The organism is Rania fehmarnensis (assembly GCF_056494185.1).
Genome location: NZ_CM151398.1, coordinates 522,960 through 543,573 on the forward strand (window position 1 = coordinate 522,960; position 20,614 = coordinate 543,573).

At 53.0% G+C, this 20,614-nt stretch carries 14 protein-coding genes; 4 read left to right on the forward strand and 10 right to left on the reverse strand.

Translation table 11 applies throughout. The annotated features are described in order from the left end of the window. Positions 1-8 precede the first annotated feature (8 nt). Complete coding sequence (locus tag SH573x_RS01880; protein WP_479352593.1) at positions 9-2,753, forward strand: formylglycine-generating enzyme family protein; 2,745 nt, start codon at positions 9-11, stop codon at positions 2,751-2,753. A gap of 142 nt (positions 2,754-2,895) precedes the next feature. Here the strand turns inward: SH573x_RS01880 and SH573x_RS01885 are convergent, their stop codons facing one another. The 7 genes from SH573x_RS01885 to SH573x_RS01915 all read right to left on the reverse strand — a co-directional run bounded on the left by SH573x_RS01885 (position 2,896) and on the right by SH573x_RS01915 (position 11,469). Next, on the reverse strand, positions 2,896-3,330 hold the full coding sequence (locus SH573x_RS01885; RefSeq protein ID WP_479352594.1) for a TadE/TadG family type IV pilus assembly protein: 435 nt from the start codon (positions 3,328-3,330) through the stop codon (positions 2,896-2,898). Continuing rightward, positions 3,330-4,343, reverse strand: a complete 1,014-nt coding sequence (locus SH573x_RS01890) for a TadG family pilus assembly protein (RefSeq protein WP_479352595.1) — start codon at positions 4,341-4,343, stop codon at positions 3,330-3,332. Before SH573x_RS01890 ends, SH573x_RS01885 begins: the two co-directional genes overlap by 1 nt. A gap of 231 nt (positions 4,344-4,574) precedes the next feature. Beyond that, a complete protein-coding gene (locus SH573x_RS01895; RefSeq protein WP_479352596.1) occupies positions 4,575-5,216 on the reverse strand; it encodes a hypothetical protein in 642 nt (213 codons plus the stop codon). Positions 5,217-5,409: 193 nt separating this feature from the next. After that, the gene (locus SH573x_RS01900; protein ID WP_479356854.1) at positions 5,410-5,559 is read right to left on the reverse strand and encodes a PEP-CTERM sorting domain-containing protein; all 150 of its coding nucleotides are present in this window, start codon (positions 5,557-5,559) and stop codon (positions 5,410-5,412) included. Between the two features lie 164 nt (positions 5,560-5,723). Next, on the reverse strand, positions 5,724-7,238 hold the full coding sequence (locus SH573x_RS01905; RefSeq protein ID WP_479352597.1) for a DUF1501 domain-containing protein: 1,515 nt from the start codon (positions 7,236-7,238) through the stop codon (positions 5,724-5,726). 18 nt (positions 7,239-7,256) lie between these two features. Next, a complete protein-coding gene (locus SH573x_RS01910) occupies positions 7,257-10,037 on the reverse strand; it encodes a DUF1549 and DUF1553 domain-containing protein (protein ID WP_479352598.1) in 2,781 nt (926 codons plus the stop codon). A gap of 436 nt (positions 10,038-10,473) precedes the next feature. Next, positions 10,474-11,469, reverse strand: a complete 996-nt coding sequence (locus SH573x_RS01915; RefSeq protein WP_479352599.1) for a DUF3592 domain-containing protein — start codon at positions 11,467-11,469, stop codon at positions 10,474-10,476. Between the two features lie 571 nt (positions 11,470-12,040). Between SH573x_RS01915 and SH573x_RS01920 the strand changes: the two genes are divergently transcribed. The 3 genes from SH573x_RS01920 (at position 12,041) to SH573x_RS01930 (ending at position 15,909) form a co-directional block, all read left to right on the forward strand. Further along, the gene (locus SH573x_RS01920; RefSeq protein WP_479352600.1) at positions 12,041-12,772 is read left to right on the forward strand and encodes a hypothetical protein; all 732 of its coding nucleotides are present in this window, start codon (positions 12,041-12,043) and stop codon (positions 12,770-12,772) included. A gap of 122 nt (positions 12,773-12,894) precedes the next feature. Then, a complete protein-coding gene (locus SH573x_RS01925; protein WP_479352601.1) occupies positions 12,895-14,385 on the forward strand; it encodes an aldehyde dehydrogenase family protein in 1,491 nt (496 codons plus the stop codon). Positions 14,386-14,622: 237 nt separating this feature from the next. Then, a complete protein-coding gene (locus SH573x_RS01930; protein ID WP_479352602.1) occupies positions 14,623-15,909 on the forward strand; it encodes a class II aldolase/adducin family protein in 1,287 nt (428 codons plus the stop codon). Positions 15,910-16,016: 107 nt separating this feature from the next. Here SH573x_RS01930 and SH573x_RS01935 read toward each other — a convergent pair whose 3' ends face one another. Genes SH573x_RS01935 through SH573x_RS01945 form a run of 3 tightly spaced genes read right to left on the reverse strand, consistent with a single transcriptional unit; the run spans position 16,017 to position 20,356 of the window. Further along, positions 16,017-16,541: an HD domain-containing protein gene (locus SH573x_RS01935; RefSeq protein WP_479352603.1), complete on the reverse strand. Its 525-nt coding sequence runs from the start codon at positions 16,539-16,541 to the stop codon at positions 16,017-16,019. A 46-nt stretch (positions 16,542-16,587) separates the two neighbouring features. Further along, positions 16,588-18,009, reverse strand: a complete 1,422-nt coding sequence (locus SH573x_RS01940; RefSeq protein WP_479352604.1) for a DUF1501 domain-containing protein — start codon at positions 18,007-18,009, stop codon at positions 16,588-16,590. Continuing rightward, positions 17,999-20,356, reverse strand: coding sequence for a PSD1 and planctomycete cytochrome C domain-containing protein (locus SH573x_RS01945; RefSeq protein ID WP_479352605.1), 2,358 nt, complete (start codon positions 20,354-20,356; stop codon positions 17,999-18,001). The genes SH573x_RS01940 and SH573x_RS01945 overlap by 11 nt, the downstream gene beginning before the upstream one ends. Positions 20,357-20,614: the final 258 nt, after the last annotated feature.

A 20,614-nucleotide genomic window follows, 5' to 3' on the forward strand; every position in this document is an offset into this window, starting at 1 on the left:
GCTATATCATGACGCAACAGCCCAAGTCTAGTCTTGCCACTAACGGTGATTTGCCTTGGTTCATTCATGACCAGCAGTGGAGTTGGCTGGACCGCTCGAAACACGTCGATGTTCGTGGATGCATAGTCAAGCAGGGCGTGCGACGCGATCGCATCTCAGGGGACTGTGAGCGTAGAAGTCAGTGGACGAGAATCGACCGTCAAGAAGTCGCCCGGAATCTGAACAGCCATGGTCGAGCGTTTCAGCGATTGGTGTTAACGTCCGACGCTGGGGTTGGTAAATCAAAATCGCTCGAATGGCTTCGGTACAGAATAAGTCAGCCAGATTGTCGTATGATGGCGGTCCGGTTTGATCTCAGAGAGGCGGTCCAGACGTTCAGTCTCAAGAAGTACGAAAGTGAAAGCGGACTAATCCGAGCGGTAGCCAAGATTTGGCAATTTTACACCAAGCAGCCCAGGCGATCCGAACTGCCGACTGCGCAGGCTGAACTCTATGTGCAAGGAATGGCACGACAGGGCCGCTTATGTCTTATCTTCGATGGATTGGACCAGGCACTCAATGATGACGTAGCTGTCCTGGCAGAGATTCTGCAAGCACCATTATTTCAAAAATGCAGGTTCGTCTTAGCTGGGCGGCCGCACGCACTCTTAGTTCATTGGGATTCGCTGTTTGCGACCGATGATGAATCAACACCATGGCAGTTCGTTCGCGTCGAGGGTTTTACGCGTGCTCAACAAGTACGCTACTTGGGGTGGTTGCGGAACGGCAGGCGGCGGTTTGACGATATACCATCGGAGGCCCATAGTATCCTGGCAGTTCCTCGCGTACTGTCTTATCTGCGTTGCAAGCAAGAAATGAGCGACTTTCGCTACCCCGCTGACGTCTATTGGCACGCGATCAATAAGATTCTCCTTGAAGGGATGCGCCGGTCGAAGGCTGCTGCGATGATCGGTCGGGCTTCATCAGATCGCTTAGAGCTTCGCACCGATGGCACCTTCGAAGTCACTAACATTCAAGTAGTTACCGCCATCAGTCTGTTGGCAATTACAGCCTATTGCTCGCTCATTCACCACCATCGGAAAGCTCCAAGTTGGCCGAATTGTCCGTCTGGACCGGAAGTTGATGAGGCTTCTTTCGCCTACCCTTATGTGCACGACGTAAACAAAGGCGACTTTGGCGAAGTCCAAAGGCAGATCGAATCAATATGCACTGCACTCAAACTACGCGGCGATTTCGATTTGAATTGGAATGGTATCGCGTCTCTCAACAGCGAATTTCTCGAACATGGGCTGTTTGAGGATTGCGTGGGACGCTTAGATCAAATTATCTGGGCCAACCGCAGTCTGCACGAATTTTTGCTCGCCTACTACTTCTCCCAATTGGCGACTTCCGACGACTGTGCTCGATTGTGGGATTGGATTTACTTGAAGGATCAAGTTGTCACAGAAAGCTACTATCACTTTTGGCAGTTCCTTTGCGAGATGCCAGCGGATGCTCGCAATCAGACTACGTGGCTCAATGCAATTGAGTTGCTCTATCAACCTGTGCTTAGCCAACCTAACATTGACGGTGGGCAATTCATGGCTAAGCGATCGACCGAGATGATCTACCGATCCTGGAGGCCGCTCGACGAGTATTGCCGAGCAGGAAACCGTCGGGCACTCGCAATTCGCGAGCGTTGGTGGGGTGAGTTCGAACGGATCTTGTACAAATGCTGGTATGGCAAAAGAAAGCAGCGAATTGCGCGCAACATAGTGGATCATCTCTTGCAGCTACCTGGCGGTAGTTTTCGGATGGGAACAACACTCGACAAACAGGGGTATCAAGCACTATCTCCCAACTGGCTTCGAGACTGGCACCAAACGTTTGCCGAATTCCGTATCGACCCAGAGACGAAAGTTAACGAACACTTCGATCAGTTGGTTCAGCAACGTATCGGACTTACGCCCAGGCAAAAGTATGCGCGCCGCTGGATACGTTTGGCCCGATCAAGTGCATCCGATGAAGCGCTCCATCAATTCATGACCGACAATTTTCCCATTAATCAACCAGAGATTGTCACATCGGTAGCCTCATTCCATTTGGGACGATTTCCTTTAACGAATGAATTTGTCCGCTTGTTTGACCCAAACTATGGCGAGCGGAGGAGCCACCTGTGGAGGAACTACCGCAGGTATTCTCAATCAGACCGGCATCCGGCTATTTATTTGAGCTGGTTCGACGGCTGGGTGATTTGTCAATGGCTGCGCTGGGGCGGGAAAAGCTGTCGACTGCCCTTTGAAGATGAATGGGAATACGCTGCTAAGCTTGGATTAAGGCCCGAGAACTGGCACTGGCGATACTGGTGGGGTGACGAGTTTGATGTCGATCGCGATGCAGAGCACATTAATTGCGTCGAAACGTGGATCCAGAGGTCCCGAGGAAGTAATTACGTCAACGTTAGACAGAGAATTGGCAAAACCCTGGTTGCCCATCCTTCGCGAGCTTCACCGGGGTCGAAGCAGATAGACAAAAATGAGCAGCTTGGACTGATGGATATGCTTGGCAATGTTAGGGAGTGGTGCGAAGACCCGTGTTCAGACCTTGCAGCAGTCTATCACCGATCCAACGACCCGGCATCAGATGCAACGGTTTTCCGCTCGGTACGCGGTGGCGCATTCAATTCTCATTCATGCACAACTCGGTGTTCCTACCGCAGTGCGAAACCACCCTACAGTGCGTTTCGCGCGTTTGGAGTTCGAGTAGCAAGGTAGCCTTATTCGTTACGCACTCGACTGGTCGAAATCGTTTGTAAGGTTGGACCCACAATGTACAAAGCTCTTAATTCTGGTGCTGGACCAAATGTCATTCGCAACGTAGAACGAGCCCGGTTAGCAAGATTACTGGCGGAGTTCTTTACAAACTTTCACGGCGCATCGTCGTGGCCGCGCTGATGGTTTGCGAGATTACAAACATAGGTTTGGGAAGCCAGCTGATAGAAGCAGCGTTGACCTCAATCGAGATTGTCACCGGCGTCCCAGCCGGTGCACTGCTAAGCGACTCGGGGGTAATCGAGACGGTTGCACCATTGATGTAGGCAGCCGCAAGTTCGCTTTCGACCTGTGCATGCACCTCGAACTCGTTGGCCGTTGGCAGAACTGCCAGTCGTGCACCTTCTCTCGATGCATTGATCAGCATTTGTTTGACCATCACCACGCGGCTTATCTCGATCATACCGAAGGTCATGGTGATCAGAAGAGGCGCAACAACCGCAAACTCGACTACCGCAGCGCCATGTTGTTTTTTCAGCCTGGCAAGCTTGGACCCTTTGTACCTGAATCTACGATTCATTATCGCACCAACAGTACTGGAGAAAAGATATTGGAACTTGCTCCCGAGCTTGAACCTACAATCACATTGCGACTGATGATCGGTGTAGGCTGGACCATGACCATCTTCTTGGACATCGGACCAGTTAGTCGAACATCCAGAATTCGAACGCCCGCCCATTTGACGATCTTGTACACAGCGTTGTTGCCGTTTCCGGTGACTGATTCAAAGATCGGAACTATCCTTGCCTTCCCGATTATGCTCGTCAGCTCATCTTTCACGCCTGCACTTATCCCCGTATCGCCATTGAGTGTCAATTGCCCGTTGTCGTCTAAGGCGAGAGGCTTGTTCAGCGCTTGAAGATCTTCAGCGGAGATCCCTTGCAGTATTTGCCGGGCAATGTCTGCAGTCGAATTGTTGGCCCCGCCAATGTCCACCGTACCACGGTTACCGGGCGATCCAGCCCCTTGCGGATAGAGGTTGACCTCTGGAACTCCGTCACCTCCGGTGACAACTCTTTGCAGGTTTTCGTCAAAGCAATAGTTGTCGTCAGAGCATTGGTTGTTGATCGTGTTCCAGGTTTCCAAATCAAGGGCGAAGGGGAGAATCTGCAAATTGTCGCCACTTCCTGAAGCAAGGGAGAAGCCACTAATCGACCTTGCCATGACACTCGTAGCGGAGGCTTGCATACTTTGTCCCGACTTGCCGAAAATCTTGCCGAAGTAAAACGGCACTTCTCCATTCCGCTCGGGGTTCTTAATGACAGAGACTTGCACGGCCATAAACGGTGAGGTCGAATCTTCGCTAAGTTGAGTAGTGCGACTGAGGTTCGACAGGTAGCCAATTCGCACCTCAGTCGACTGAGGTCCGGTATCCATGATCAAACCACTGTTGACAACTTTGTTAGCCAGAGCATATTGCGCGGCACTTTCCCGAGCTGTAGCCTGGGCCGCTTCAAACGATTCACCGCGCTTCAGTTGATTGTAGATTTCCCAACAGCCTGCCATAGACGATGCGTCTGCACTGCGGCGCATTTCTGCTCTTGCGCCCGCTAAGAAACCCGTGTCGACACTATAGGCAAGGAACGCAAAGAGGACGAACAGTGTAAAGGCTGTTAGTATTAGAGTTGCTCCCTGTCGCGAACGCGATCGCGGGGCGATTGAGCGTTTGATAGGACGACGACCCAAAGAACGCGCGGTAAAGAAACGCAGTATCACGAGATGTCTCCTTAAATGAGACGGCGATCGCATGCAGTTTGTTCGAGATCATTCAACATTGAGGCCAACGGGCACATCTTGGAACTCGTTTGCGCTGGAGTAGTATCTTACCTTTCGCAACGTAAGTCGCTGCACGCGATTTTTTGCGTAGATGACGCCGGAGTTTCGCAACGATTCCATCGGCGAATACGTTAACGGCAGGTCACCCGATGAAAGTGCCACAACAGTTCCTGGGCCACCAAAGGTTCCCCATGAAGTCGAGTTACCATAACCAACAGCAAATGCCCAACCAGTTGGTTGTCTCTGCGCTATCAGTACCCAACTCAGCAATTCAGCTTGAGAAGCGAGGCGATTATTGTCTAATTGCCGGACATCACTGACAACGCGACTTCCGTCCATGGCGCGAACTTGAAATCCTCCGGGAGCGTAGCCTGGTAGCGAAGCGTGATTTAGATCGAACTCAAAATGCATCTCTTCATGCTGCCCGAACGGACTGAATTGCATCATGATTTGAGGTGCATTGGTCTGGCTATCGGCTTGCGAGATGGCCAATTCCCAATGTTCTTCGATACGCACAACATTGGATTGTGCAAGCACGCCTCTGGTGGTTAGACTAATCGTGCACAGGAGAAGCCCATAGACAATTACAAACCGATTGCGACCCTGCCAATGAAGCTGAATTTGTACCATGGCCCCCCCTCCAAAAATAACCATCTGCCCTCGATTACAAGATTACGTCACGGAAAGAGCAAAATTACAATCCAAGAGTGGCACAGGAAGAAATAGCCTAAAGTCAAGAAAAACTTCACCAGAATTGTGCGCAAGCCAACATGGCTATATTCGACGCGAGTGTTTTCAAATCACGGGTCTGCAGGCAGTAAGACTAGCGATTGTCCAACCGCTTCTTCCTACGTGCCGCGACGATTCCAAATCCGCCCACGGTGGCAAGCAGAAGAGACGATGGTTCCGGTACCACGGCGACCCCAGCAATCCCTATCGAAAGATCCCACGGCAGGGCAGCGTAGTCGTCCACGTTTGACTTTATGAAGCTGGTGGCATTGTTGCCCGTAGGAGCGCCGTCTGCATTCGTCTTGTCAGTTGACGAAAGATAGGAAGCCAAGAAGCCTCCAGTACCAGGGTCGTTCCCGATACTGGGTGATACGGAAAGCCAATGCGTTCCTGGCGCAAGCTGAACATTCAGCTCAAGATCTCCGCGATCGGTCGTCCATGATCGATATCTAATCTTCGGCGTTCGGGGAAATCGAGGGTTTTGGGGTCGAGCCCAAGTTGATGTAACACCGTCGCATGGATATCAGTCACATAACGCGGGTTCTCCGCGGCGTAGAAGCCAAGTTCATCGGTGGCACCATACGTTGTACCGCCACGAACTCCGCCGCCTGCTAACCACGCGCAGAATGCATTCGGATGATGATCCCGGCCATCGGCGCCTTGTGCGCCCGGAGTTCGACCGAACTCGGTTCCCCACACTACAATCGTGTCGTCCAATAAGCCGCTGCGTTTAAGGTCTTTGAGCAACGCCGCGATTGGCACGTCGACTTGAGCCGATAAATCCGTATGATTCTTTTTCAACTCACCATGGGCATCCCAAGCTCCTCCGCCACCGCCTCCGTGAAATATCTGTACGAAGCGCACGCCTCGTTCCACCATGCGCCGCGCGGTCAAACACAGTTTCCCAAACGGCTCTGTAACTTTGTCGTTCATACCGTACAGTGCCAGGGTCTCAGCCGTCTCTTGGGTCAGTCCCATCGCATCTGGCACAGCCATTTGCATACCGTACGCCAGCTCATACGACTTAATTCGCGCCCGCAATTCCGGGTCATCTGGATACTCGATTCCCGCCAACTGATTCAATCTGCCTAACAAACTGAATTCAGCCTTCTGATCGGCAAGCGATACACCGAATTTAGACGACGACACGTAGGGCAGCGGATCCTTTTCGCCAACCTCCAGCTGTACGCCCGCATACTCGGGTCCCAGATAGCCAGCACCATAAGTCCATTCACCTCCGCAGCAATCACCCGTGGGAGTGCCAAGCACCACGTATTCGGGCAAATTCTGATTCATAGTTCCCAGCCCGTAAGCTACCCAGGAGCCAATAGTCGGAAATGAACCTTCGCGCGGATGACGCCCGGTATGCCACGTCAACTGTGTCCCATGATCGTTGTGTATGGTCCACAGCGAACGTACGACCGCCAGGTCATCCGCACAGGAGCCGGTTTTGGCAAACCAGTTTCCGACTTCTAGTCCACAATCACCATGGCGTTGGAAACCGGTTTGCATACCAAACAGTTTCTTGTGGGGATGATGGCCAGGATTGATGCCCACAAGATTTTGGTTCACACGCTGAGGATCAAAAAGCTCTTTGTACGGTGTGTCGTCCGCGCTCTTACCATCGAACTTGTTAAGCAACGGTTTGGGATCAAACGATTCAATGTGACTGACCCCACCGCATAAGAAGATCCAAATCACACTCCGAGCGCGCGGCTGCCTGACTATCTTTGAGGCGTCGGTCTCAATGGGGGCTTGTGCATTGGCTCGATCGCGGCTGAGCATCGCACTGAGCGCAAGCCCGGTGAAACCCATACCTGTATCGGTCAGAAACGATCGTCGCGAGACACCTGTGCATCCGCGGGCATTTCTTGTTCCATGCAGAGGATTGGCTGAGACGCTGGGGAGTTGGGATTCTCGCATGGTTGTCAGGTCATCATTTCAATAGGTCGATACAAATTCGTGATGGTTCATCAACACGTGAACCAACTGTTCGCGCGAACGCGTCACAGTGTCCGCCGAAGGCTTTTCAAAATCGTCCACGTTCACAGCCAATGCGACTTCCACCGGTCGCCTGGCACATTCATCGAGGAATTGCTCGCAGGTTTTCACTTCATCATCCGTAGCCGGCCGCGACAGAATGTGTTCGAACATGGCTTTAACAAACGAACGGTCGTCTTCCAACGGTTCCCCTGGCCAGCAACGCACCAGTCGCCTGGCTTGAGTAATCGTCAGTTCGCTGTTGATCATGGCTAACGCTTGTTGGGGCATGACGCTGCTTTTGCGTTGGTAGCATTCAGACACTGCGGCTGCGTCAAATACCTTCAGGAAGGTCATTTCTTTTTCAGCCGCATGTCGGAAATAGAGGCTGCGTCGCGGTATCTCGAATCCCTTTTCGTAATCTATGTCAGGTCCTCCCATTCCCAAATCAAGATTTCCCGCCACATATAGCACAGCGTCTCGCACGACCTCGGCTTCCATCCGTTTAGTTCGGGCTCGCGCCAAGTACTCGTTGTCGGGATCTTTGGCGATCTGCTGAGCATCGATCTGAGTCGACAATCGATAGACGCTACTCGTCACTATCAAGCGATGAATGTGCTTCATCGACCACGGCTGGGCCGCGTGTGCACCGTTTTCTGTAGAACCTTTTACTTGAGTTGGCTCCATCAGTTCAGCGGCCAACCAGTCGAGCAGAGCAGGGTGCGTTGGTGGTTTACCGTTTTGGCCGAAGTCAAATACGCTGGGTACAAGTCCGCGACCGAAGTGACGATTCCAAATGTGATTGACAGCCACTCGAGCTGTCAGCGGGTTGTCACGCGAGGTCATCCATTGGGCGAGCGCGGATCTGCGTCCGCTGCTTTGTTGAGGGTAGACGGGAGTCAATGGCGTGTAGGTTGCAAGGGGAGTCTCAGCCTTCGTTTTGGCCTCAGCGAAAGCCTTGGCCGCTTGTTCCTGTTTCCCTTTCGCATCCGCCACTTTGTTCTTGAGGCCAGCATCCTCAGGGTTCGGCTTGAGTCCTGCCTCGGACTCAGCGACGGCCAATTGAGATTGATGCCAAGCCAATTCCAAGGCGGTTAACGATGCTTGCTGTTCTAGAGTCGCAGCATTCTTTGCCGCCTCTTCCCTGGCAGCGCTCGAACTGAGTTCTGTCGAGTACTTGAGGTCATCGGCCGCTATTCGAGCTTGAACGCTGCTTAACTGCGATTGAGCTGCGGCGACCGCCAACTGCATTACGGCGAGTCGCTGCTGGGCCAGATTGTAGTTCGCGCGATGTTCGTCGGTAGCATTTTCGTTAGCGACTACCTGGCAGGCTTCCGCCGTGGCAGACTGGGCATTGGTCAAATCTTGACGCGCTTTTTCCAGCGATTGCTTGGCCGCCCCAATAACTTGATCGCGAACGAAAGGTTGCATACCAGGGTAATAGGCGCTGACAGGCAGGTTCACAGAGGAGATCAAAAGTTTTTGCCCGAGGATCGATGGCACCCCAGGCGTGATCGAGCGATCCTTGTCAGGATTGCGATCATCACCTTTGACGAACAGGTAGGTCGCTGCCTCAGGCTCAGCGTCATAGGCGCGGACCAACCCATCGATATTCACATCCGCTTGGTGGGCAAGCCGATCGGAACGCACATGGTGAGGTTCAAAGATAGCGCGGAACTGATAGTATTCCGATTGGGAAACCGGATCGTACATGTGATCATGACACCGAGCGCAATTCAGCGTCAGGGCCAGAAATGCCTTACACGTGTGCTCTACAGTGTCCTGCATCCACGTTTCGCGACTTAGCATCTTGTAATTGCGGACCAAGTAACCGGTAGCTCGCAAGTCATTAGTGTCAACTGGCGAAAGCTCGTCGGCGGCCAACATGGCTCGCACCATTGAGTCATAGCGACGATCCTCGTTGAGCGATTCGATAATCCAATCGCGCCATCTCCAAATATGCGGTTGGCTATCGCGGATTTGGTTGCCGCCCGTCCAACCCGCCCAGTCGCTATAACGCCAGACATCCATCCAGTGCCGTCCCCAACGTTGACCATAAGCTGGGCTGGCCAATAGTCGCTCGACGACTCGCTCGTAGGCACTCGGCGAATCGTCGGTCAAAAATTGAGTCAATTCTTCTCGCGTAGGAGGTAAGCCCACGAGATCCAAATAGACTCGGCGCAGCAGGTTAGGTTTGCTGGCCTCGGTTGTCGGTGATAACCCCAGACGCTCGTATTCCGCAGCTATGAATGCGTCGATGGGAGTTCGGCCCCAAGCGATTAATTTGGATTCGGGAACCTCTGGCCGGTTTACTCTTTGGAATGGTTCCCACGCATAGCCAGTGGCTTCGCGCAGTCGCGCCGCCTGGGCCGATCGAGCTGCCATTAATTCCTGTTCATCAGGGCGACTTGGCGCCCGGCCTGGAAACTTTCCTGAGAGTATCTCCAACTCGTTGGCCACGCCATCGCCATCGGCATCTTCGTCAGCGATGCGGCGTAACCGAGAAAGGATATCGTGGCCTGGTTCGCCTTCGCCAACCGATTCTCCCAATTCGCGAAGACGGTTACCAAAACTATTGTGCGATGGGTTCTCTTCGTCAAAATCTTCGTTATTAACAACGTCATCTGCGGTTAAGTGGCAAGTGGCGCATTGATGTACGTTGGCGCTTAGGCGATCGCCATACAGTTTCTTCAAACTCTGCTTGTACGGCGGTCGCGCACTTGCCACGAGCGGAACGAACATCAACAACAGGCATGTGCTCCACAGTATTTGGCATCGTTTTGATGGGCAAAGCCAAGCCATATTCCAAAGAGCCTGTATGAGGTGGGAAGGTGAGGCGGGAAGGCAAACGCATTTGCCCTTGGATAAGATGGTAGGGCAACCAGTGGCTACAGTCAACCAAAAGCAATACCAGATCGAAGTATTAAGAGCTACGACCTGTGCGTTTCGAACCCGCTTACACGACCGACACCGACGCTGATGCCCAGCTGGTGCAGCTTAAGCTGATCCGCGCAATGCCATCGGTCGGTCACATCTAGCGGGCCGTCGAGCAATCTCGTCAGTTAAAGGACATCGCGCGGCTCGCAGTACGATGGATGTTGACATCGTGTGGGAGCGTCGCAAATTGAGGTTCTTTCGCCTGCGCTGGGTTGTGCCAATGGAATGCATGTGCTGCCATTCATGTGACAGTTTGAGGACTCCGCGAATGCAGGTAGCGAAACACGTTGACGATCGCAAAGATCAGCGCTCCAATCCCTACCACGATTAACACTCCGAAGAATATGTAGCGACCCGTGCCGATTCCTGGAATCAATACTGCGACGGATGGATCTGTTGGCTTGTAACGCACCTTGACTATGCTACCCATCGGAAGCTGATTGACGAGCGATTGAATCTCCTGAGGGTCTTCAGAGGTGATCGGTGAGAACTGTAAGCGTTTGCTAGAGTATTCCACCCCCTCTACTTCGAAAGTGTACTGCACTGCGGGTGTGTAAATCGTGTCTTTGCGCCCGCGTCGACCCGAAGTGGTTTCAGATGTATACGAAGAGCTGACAATACTGCCGGGTACCTCGGGCCAGTTGACGCTAGCTGTTCCATCTTTGATTTCATCAAGCATCAAGTAGGCGATGTAAATGCCTATGACAGAAAACGTAAACCCCATAGCTGCACGCAAGAGCAGAGCGAACCTCTGCTCTGATACCAACTCGGCTACCAATCGTTCCTTCTCGCGCTGAACATTCAAGGTTGCTCGCTGATTAAAAATTTCCTGTATTGGTGCGATCTGAACCGGTTTGATATCTGCGCAAACTGTGCTGTCATCTTGGAGGCGTATCGTCATGACATGATTTTGGGTGGGTATGTGTACAAACGGAATGCCAGTTCGATGGCGCACTTCCGTGCACTCGAAGCTAACGAATGACACCTTGCTCCACGGAATCCGTCGCTGTTTTAGCAAGTAGTGTATTGTTATTGAATCGCCGAACTCGATGAATCGCTTCGCACCAAACAGTCCCCAAGCAATGGGTGCAGCTGCGAGCACTCCGAGAATAGCTGTCCCTACCCACGCGTAACTGCCTTGTGAAAAGATCGTAGTTATCACAGTCAAAATGCCGAGTAGTGCGCCTAACACGAACCACATTTGTGTGGCGGGAATCTCGACTCGTAAGTTATTCATCGACAAACCTCCCATGGGCGTAGGATAAGAGTTTCATCAGCCGAGGCATAATCATAACACGGATTTGCTAAGTCACTATATATTTCTTTTTGACCATCGCAGCTTTAAGAAATGTTGTTTATAGGTTTTAGGCCGTACGTCGGCTTAAGGGCACTTCCGATGAAGGCTGTTTCGAATTCATTTTCAGCGGTTGTCGGCGGATCGCTGGACGTTGGAAATAGGAGATCGAATAGGAGTTGACTTCGGTAACTGCTTTTGTGACCTTGGCCAGTAAATCTGCCTTGGCTCGGCCAAGACCGTGGGCTTACACCAACCACCTGCCTTGGCACGTCACTTACTTCGAAATCATCGCCGGCGGCTACGGGTTAAAGTTAAAGATGGAGTCCAAACTATCCACTACAATCCTTGATGGACTGGAAACGGACTGATGCATTGATTGGCTGGAAAACATAACAGCCTGTCAATGGGGCACGAAGGGACAGGGCGATGCCGAGTATAATCGCAGAGTGCTTCAGTTAGTCTGTAAGTTTCAAGTTTCAAACAGTCGGTACGATTTGCAAACGAGGACAATATGACGAAGTGGATGACAGGCATGGTTAGCTTGGGAGTAATTCTTCTGGCGATACCCAGCATGGCTCAGGACAAGCCGAAAGACAAACCTGCTCTCGTGGACCCATCGGGGACATGGCGGTGGGAGTACGAACTGGACGGACAGACGATGAAAGATTCATTGCGATTGAATCTCGCCAAGGATTCGACTGTCGTTGGAGTCTTTCAGGGGCGAACGGAAAAGGGGATCGAAATCAAAGACGGCAAGATGGAAGGAGATACGCTCTCGTTTCACTTCACTGTCGACTTCCAGGGTGCGGACATCAAACTCGAGTTCAAGGGCAAGATCAACAAAGATGACATTGAAGGCAATGTCACAGCGACCACATCCGAAACGTCTCGCGATTTTCCCTGGACGCCCAAACGCAGCGTCACCATGGACGATGCAGTCGGAAAGTGGCAATTGCGTATTGACGCTGACGGAAACATCTTGGAACCAGTCCTGACAATCGCAAAAGTTGGCGAAAATTATACTGGCAAGTACGTCAGCGGCGAAGATATTGAGCTCGAAGCTACCAATATGAAGATTGAAAACAACGAGTTGTGGTTTTCGATCAGTGGCGAAGTTCGCGGCACGAAGATCAAAGCCGACTACAAGGGCAGACCCTACGGCGACAAGATCAAGGGAATAATCGACTACGAACTGGGGGACAACTCAGGTCGCATTGACTTCACGGGCAATCGCAAAAGTTGATAACGACTAATTCGGGTGGAACACGATTGTCGAGCACGACACGTGTGACTGAACGCTGTAAGTCGTTAAAATGAACAGTAACTATCCCCCGGGCTGTCCCATTGAATGAAGGGTTGACGCAGATGAGTACCGTTGCCGAACTTGCTTTGTTACCGGAAGTGGAAGCGTTCTTGAAACCAGGCTTGTTGCCTGCTTTCGTAGCTGGAAAGGATGTCACGGCGTTTAGTGGAGCGACGTTGGAGACCTTGGATCCAGGTTCGGGGCGGAAGCTGGCCGATCTATGCGATCTCGGGGCTGCCGAAGTCGATGCAGCCGTGGAAGCGGCTCGCCAGGCATTTCCTGCCTGGTCTGGAATGTCCGTTGCGGAACGTTCGCAGATCTTGTTGAAACTGGCAGATGCCGTAGAACAGCACAAAGCTATCATCGCTCAGATCGAAGCACTCGATGCTGGAAAGATTGAAGCTCAAGCACAAGGCGATGTTCAAAACTTTGTAGACACGCTGCGGTACTTCGTCAAACTGTCTGGGCAAGTACAGGTTCGCAATAAACTCGATGTGCCGGGTTATGAAGCCTGGACCTACAAGCAGCCCTGGGGCGCATGCGCGTTCATCTTCCCCTGGAATTTTCCGTTCCTGCTGATCGGCTGGGGCATCTCACCGGCTTTGGCGGCTGGTAATACGGTGGTGATCAAACCAGCCGAAGATACCTCGTTGTCGGCCATCTATCTGGCGAGGCTGGCAAAGCAAGTCGGTGTTCCTGATGGTGTGATCAATGTCGTGACCGGCCGCGGCGCGACAACGGGCGCCGCACTTTCCAGCAACGCGAAAATCAAGCGCATGTCGTTTACCGGTTCACCCGAAGTTGGCCAAATGGTGGCCGAAGCGTGCGGTCGGAATCTGGTGCCGGTCAAACTGGAACTGGGCGGCAAAGGGGCGGCCGTGGTCTTCGATGATGTGGATGTCGACGATACGGCTGCCAAACTCGTAGGTGCCATTACGTTTCATACGGGACAAGTTTGTTGCGATGCTACGCGATGGATCGTCCATCGCAAGATCTTTGATCGCTTCGTCGAGCGCTGCGTTACTTTGCTCAAAGAAGTACGCATCGGTCACCCCCTGGACCCCAACAGTCAGATGGGGCCAGTCGTCAATCCGAAGCAATGCAAACGTGTCTTAGGTTACTTGCAGAAAGGTGTTGCCGAGGGTGCACAGTGCTTGCTAGAAGGCGGCACTGCTTCGGTGGATGGCTTTAGTGGTAACTATGTCAAGCCTGCCCTGCTGGTTGGATCGCTCGACAATATTGCTGCTCGCGAAGAGATCTTTGGCCCAGTCGCTTTTCTGGCCCCCTTCGACTCGGAAGAGGAAGCGTTGAAGATGGTAAATTCGACCGATTACGGGTTGGCCAATAGTGTTTGGACTCGCGATCTTGCGCGAGCCGCACGCGTGGCGGAAGCAATGGTCGCGGGCAACAGTTGGGTGAATGCTCACAACGTCTTTGCTCAGGGTGTACCTTATGGCGGTATCAACAAAAGCGGTATGGGCGGTGGCGTCTTGTCCATCGAAACGCTGATGGACTACTATCGCAGCACTTCCGTCGTGCGACCGCTAGGGTAGGGCGATCAAGCTATGAGATTGGGATGAGCAACTCTGCCGTAGCCACCGCTTCCAAGCGGTGGACCGCCCGATGTCTCCAAATCAATCAAGCCCTACTTAAGCGGGAAGATATTCCCGCGTGACCGATGGGCGTAAACGAAAAATCGAGCCTTGCACGTCATCTACTTCGGTTTCCTCGCCTGCGGCTGCGGGTTAAACGACGAAGTCCACCACTTCGACCTCCGACAAACATCAACTATGCCAAGAAACCTCATTCACCCGCGCGATGAAATCATGCGCACGATGGACCGAATCTATCGTTATCGCATGACCACAACCTCGGGAGGTAATCTCTCTATCAGGGATACCGAAGACACCATTTGGATTTCTCCGGCAAGAGTTGATAAAGGCAATTTGACTCGAAGCGATATTGTATGCGTACGTGCCGATGGCTCGGTCGAAGGCAATCATCCGCCTTCCTCCGAGTTTCCTTTTCATAGAGCCATTTATCAAGCCAGGCCAGATGTGCGTGCAATCGTGCACGCGCACCCGACGGCATTAGTGGCCTTCAGCATTTGCGGGCAGTGTCCTAACACGCGCATGTTTCATCAGGCGCATTCCGTATGCGGACGAGTGGGCTTTGCACGTTATGCTTGTCCTGGCAGCGAGCAACTGGGCGCCAACATTGCCGCCACGTTCGCGGACGGTTGCGATAGCGTGATCCTTGAAAATCATGGAGTGGTCGTCGGAGGCGATTCGCTGGCGAGCGCCTTTGAAAGATTTGAAGCGTTTGAATTTGCAGGCAAGACGCTCGTAAAAGCCAATCAGCTTGGACAAGTACGCTATCTCGACGATGCACATCTTCAGAGGGCTGCTCAGCGGCGAGTCGATTTTGATTCGTACGAGCCACCGGCCGCTACGCCTCACGAGCAAGAGTTACGCAGGCAGCTGTGTGATTTCGTTCGGCGAGGCTGTCGCCAACGGTTACTGATTAGTACTGAAGGGAGTTTTTCGGCTCGCCTGAATGAGCACGCCTTCTTGATAACTCCAACGCAACAGGATCGCGAACTGCTACGCGTCAACGACATCGTCCTGGTAGCAGGCAATCTTCGTGAGGCGGGCAAGCTCGCCAGCCGAGCCGCTCGTGCCCACCAAGCCATTTATGAGCAGCATCCGAACGTACAGGCTATCGTGTTTGCTCATCCGGTAAACGCCACCGCGTTCAGCATTACCGAATCGGACTTTGATGTTCGCACAATTCCCGAGAGCTATGTGTTTCTGCGCGATGTCAAACGTGTCCCGTACGGTTTGCAGTATGGTAGCGAGCCAGAGTTGGCACAGTATGTTTCTACAGCCAATCCGGCGGCACTACTCGAAAACGACGGAGTGATTGTCACCGGCCGCACCGTACTGGATGCATTTGATCGTTTGGAAGTTCTGGAAGCCACGGCCGAAGCGCTCATCAATGCAGGTGCTATTGGTACGGTAGCCTCGATGCCCAATGCAGTGATCGACGAATTGCGCCAGGCCTTTGGTTTGACTTGAGTGAACCGGTCCAACGCGATAGAGGCTTAATGCCGTCGCTCCGCAGCTAGCGGCGCGTTGGCGTAGTCGACCCGAAGAATGTTTGAACAACGTCTGAAACATCTCGCTTATCCAGCCGTGGGCAATACGATTTCCCATTCAGTGGCTATGAATTCAGGGACGACACGAAAACTAGCTCGACCATCAGCCCAGTGAATGATCTCGGGGCGTTTGGCCGTCGTGGTACACAGTCGGCTGGCGTGCGGAGTGATACCGACTCGGCCAAGGTCAAGTCGATCGGAATCCCAGCACGTCTGGATGGTGATGTCGGGATGGTTCCTCTCATGCGTGTGCCCCGCACATGCTCGGTAGAGCAACTGGAAGTTATGGTCATCGAGGTCAAATACGCTGCCCTGTAGCGTCCTGGCAAACTCAGCTGCACGTGGGCCATGTTCCGGATCGGTCATTTCGTTTTGACGTTGTGAGTCGTGCAGCACAGCAAACAAAGAAACAACTTCGACGTTTGCTCCTGTCTCGCCAGCCAATCTCAATCCGTTCTCAAGTACACGCGCCCAATGCGCTATGCCGTGATCGCCATCCCATGGCAGGGCATACTCTAGGAGGATCGCTTGAAGTACCGGTCTGAGGTTCATGTTCTCTCCAACATGATCGTGGCCCACAGGTGGTGGACTTTCCAGGTTACAGAATTTCTTCGATAACCTTTCCTTCCAAGAATGTCAGGCGTTCGTTGCGGCCCAGGTGAGGGTAGGTTAGTTGCGTTTGGTCCAAGCCCAGTTGGTGCAAGATGGTGGCGTGGATGTCACGGAAATGATAGGGACGTTCGATGGCGCGTAGGCCAATGTCGTCGGTAGCACCGACGACTCGGCCACCATGAATTCCGCCCCCGGCCATCCACATGCTAAAGCCTAAATTGTGATGATCTCGACCTTTGCTCGATTGGGCTTCGGGCGAACGTCCGAATTCGCCACCCCATAGGACCAAAGTCGTATCCAGCAGGCCGCGCCTCTTTAAATCTGTTAGCAATCCCGCAACCGGCTGGTCGGTCTCGGCGGCTTTACGAAGATGGTTCTCTTCGATATCGCTGTGCGCGTCCCATTGCATATTGCCCGCGCCGCCGCCCGATACTACGCAGACAAAGCGCACGCCCTCTTCGACCAATTTGCGAGCCAGTAAACAACGCCGCCCGTAATCGTCGGTAGGCTTCTGGCCCAAGCCGTATAGATCCAAGGTTTCTTGCGACTCACTTGACAGATTGAAAATTGCGGGTGCTTCTGCTTGCATGCGGAATGCCAAATCATAGGCCTCCAATCGAGCATGGAATTCATGATCTTCCGGGCCGATTGTGGCCTGGTTGAGTTGTTGAACGAGCTGCCAGGTCGCTCGGCGTTGGTCGGTGGAAACATGGGGCGGCGGTTCGAGGTTCAGCACGGGGCGTTGGCTTGGTCGAAACATGGTCGGTTGAAACCGCGCGGGCAAAAATCCATGCATATACATCGGCTGACCGGCTTCCAACGCACCGAGCGGGTCTGGCATTACTACATAAGACGGAAGTGTTTGGCTGACGCTGCCAAGGCCATACAGCAGCCAAGAGCCCATACTCGGGAAACCGGGAATGACTCTTCCGGTGAACAGTTCGTACTGTGCTGCTGAATGCACGACCATGTCACCATAACAAGATCGTATTACTGCCAAATCATCGATGCATTTGGCCGTATGCGGGAACAGGTCAGATACTTCGATTCCGCTTTGTCCATACCGAGCAAACTTGCGGCGCGTACCTAACAGCCGTGCGTCGTTCTCGATGAACTGATACTTGGCTTCACCAAATTCGGCCGGTCGCTTCTGACCGTCGAGCTGGTTGAGCAGTGGTTTGGGATCGAACGTTTCTATATGGCTTGGGCCACCAGCCATGAACAAAAAGATGACAGCCGTAGCGGGACCGGCGGGCCGATGAACAACTCGATCTTGTTCGCCGGCTTGGGCTGACCTGTTTTGACCTGCATCCATAGCCGTCAACGCTATGCCGCCAAAACCGCAGAATGCATCGCGTATGAATTGTCGTCGCGAATTAGTAGGTATCGAGTGCGGATTAGCGAACATAAACGAACTCATTCAAATTAAACATGGCCAGGGCAAATTCGCTGAGCGCATGATGCTGAAGAAACTCTTCTGATAGTTTCTGCTCTTGCTCAGTAGGTTTGCGTCCCAGGGCCGTGTCGAAGGCGGCCATGACCAGTGAACTCTGTTGGTGGTGAAGGGAACCGTAGGAAGCATCACGCAGTCGCTGCGCAAAGGCCATCGCCAATTGATTAGACTCCCTGCCATTCATCAGTTCGAGCGCCTGGGGGGCATGGATGCTCGATTCCCGGCGCGAACAGCTGCTAAGCATAGCGGGCGCGTCGAGATTTTCTAACATCGGTAGTCGTAAGTTGCGCTTGGCAAAAAGATAGATCGAACGCCGCATGTGAGCCGCAGGGTCTTTATCAACTGCCCACTGCGAAGGCTTGTAGAGTAATTGAACCATTTCGCTATCGACCGGCAGCATGACGCTGGTTCCACGTGCCTGCAAGTTCAATTGGCCTGAAATGGCTAACATGCAGTCACGGATCTCTTCGCCACTAAGACGCCGGCGCGAAAAGCGACCAAGCCAGCGGTTTTCGGGGTCGCTCTCCAGCAAGTCTGCATCATTGACGTCGCTCTGACGATAGGCTCGACTGAGCAGCAGTTGCCGATGGATGGGTTTGCATTGCCATTGATGTTTGATCAGCCTTGATGCCAGGTAGTCGAGTAACTCTGGATGGCTGGGTGGATCGCCCTGCAGCCCAAAGTCATTGGCCGTTTTGACAAGACCGATTCCAAAATGATGTTGCCACAGTCGATTGACGATGACCCGCGCCGACAACGGATGCTCGGTGAGCCACCTGGCTAGATGACTTCTAGGATGTGGATCATCCGCCGCGATGGTCTGGCCAAAACTCTCGTTACCTTTCCAAGTGGATATAAGTATGCCAGGCGGAGAAGGTGCTACCGGGGCTCCCTTTAATTCCCACACGCCGCGCCGCAAGACATGAATCTCGGTGCGCTCGGACCAGTCATTGCGGATCGTGGGTATCATCGGCAACGGCGCCGGCAGCGATTCGTCGAGAACTTTGATCTGCTGGCTGAGCTGGTCTTTCGCGATCCCGGTCGCCTTCTTAGAGGCTGTTTGCAGTGATTGAATTTCGCTTTTGATCCGCTGGGTCTCTGCATCCCATTGAGCCTGCTTGTCCGCCTCGGCCAATGAAAAATTGTTTTCGGCCGTCGCGGCCAGGTAGGCTTGCAGTTGGTAATAGTCTCGCTGAGTGATGGGTTCCAGCTTGTGATTATGACAACGAGCACAGCCAATGGTCATGCCTAGAATCGCGTTGCCCAGGATATCGGTGCGTTCGGTCAGCACTTCATTGCGACTGAGCGCAATCTCGGCATTGCCAGCGTTGCGACGAACTGGCCCCAAGCGATGAAAGATAGCGGCAGTAAGATACTCCGGGTTGTGTGCATCCAATTCGTCGCCAGCGATTTGTTCGGTAACAAACTGATCGTATGGTTTATCGGCGTTGAGTGAGTCGATTACGTAATCGCGATATCGCCAAGCGTCCGGCAAATGACGATCATATTCATAGCCTTCGCTTTCCGCATAACGTACCACATCGAGCCAATGCTGCGCCCAGCGGGCACCATATTGAGGTGAGGAAAGTAGTCTGTCGACGACGCGCTCATATGCATCGGGTCTATCGTCATCGTCAAACTCATTGAGAAACTCGGTTGTTGGTGGTAAGCCTGTCACATCCAGTGTGATTCGTCGCAACCATGTTCGCCGTGAAGCGAGCGGTGCAAAGGCTCGTCCATGAGATTTCAATTGAGCCAGCAAGAAGGTATCGATCGCTTGATAAACATCGTTTTCCGCTGCCACGCTGGGCGGCCTGGCATCATTCAATGGTTGGAATGCATAATGCTCGCGCGCTTTGGTAAGCGCAGTGGCCGTGGTCGAGTCTTCAGAAAGCGGGCGTGGATCAGGCGCTCCGAGTTTGAGCCATTGTTCGAAATCCGCAATGACCGCTGCGGATAGTCGCTCGCGCTCCGGTGGCATGGCCAGTCCACCTTGATGTTTAATGGCCTGCAGAATCAGGCTCTGCGAAGGCGCTTGTCGATCGATGGCAGGCCCACTATCACCGCCTTTATCCAAGGTGTCAGGTGCATCCAGTCGCAAGCCTGCTTCGATCTTGGCGCCGGACTGTTGGGAGTGACAGCCATAACAATCGCGTCGAAGTACAGGTTCGATCTTCTGGTGGAAGAACTGCACACTTGCGTCATCGGCTGGTGGCTGGTCCGCCCGCGCGAAACGACTGTAAGCGATCCAACAAATCGTGATCGCCAGAAGTACTCGGAGTTTTGAGTTTGGGCTGCACACGATAGTTCATTACGACTCTGGAGGGTGTGGGTTGGCACAAGCATTATGACACAAATCGCACCTGTAATGCGCGAGAGTCGCGATATCCTATCGATATGCAATCTAGTGGGCCACACACTAAAACTCTGTGCAGATCCACTTTTTGCGAGAGACGGCTGGTCATTGCAAACCCATTTCTGTCTAGTGGTGGAACGTCTTCCCAACAACAACGGCTCCTCACTAGACTGACATGTTGTCCACCTGCCGCTTAGAGCCGCC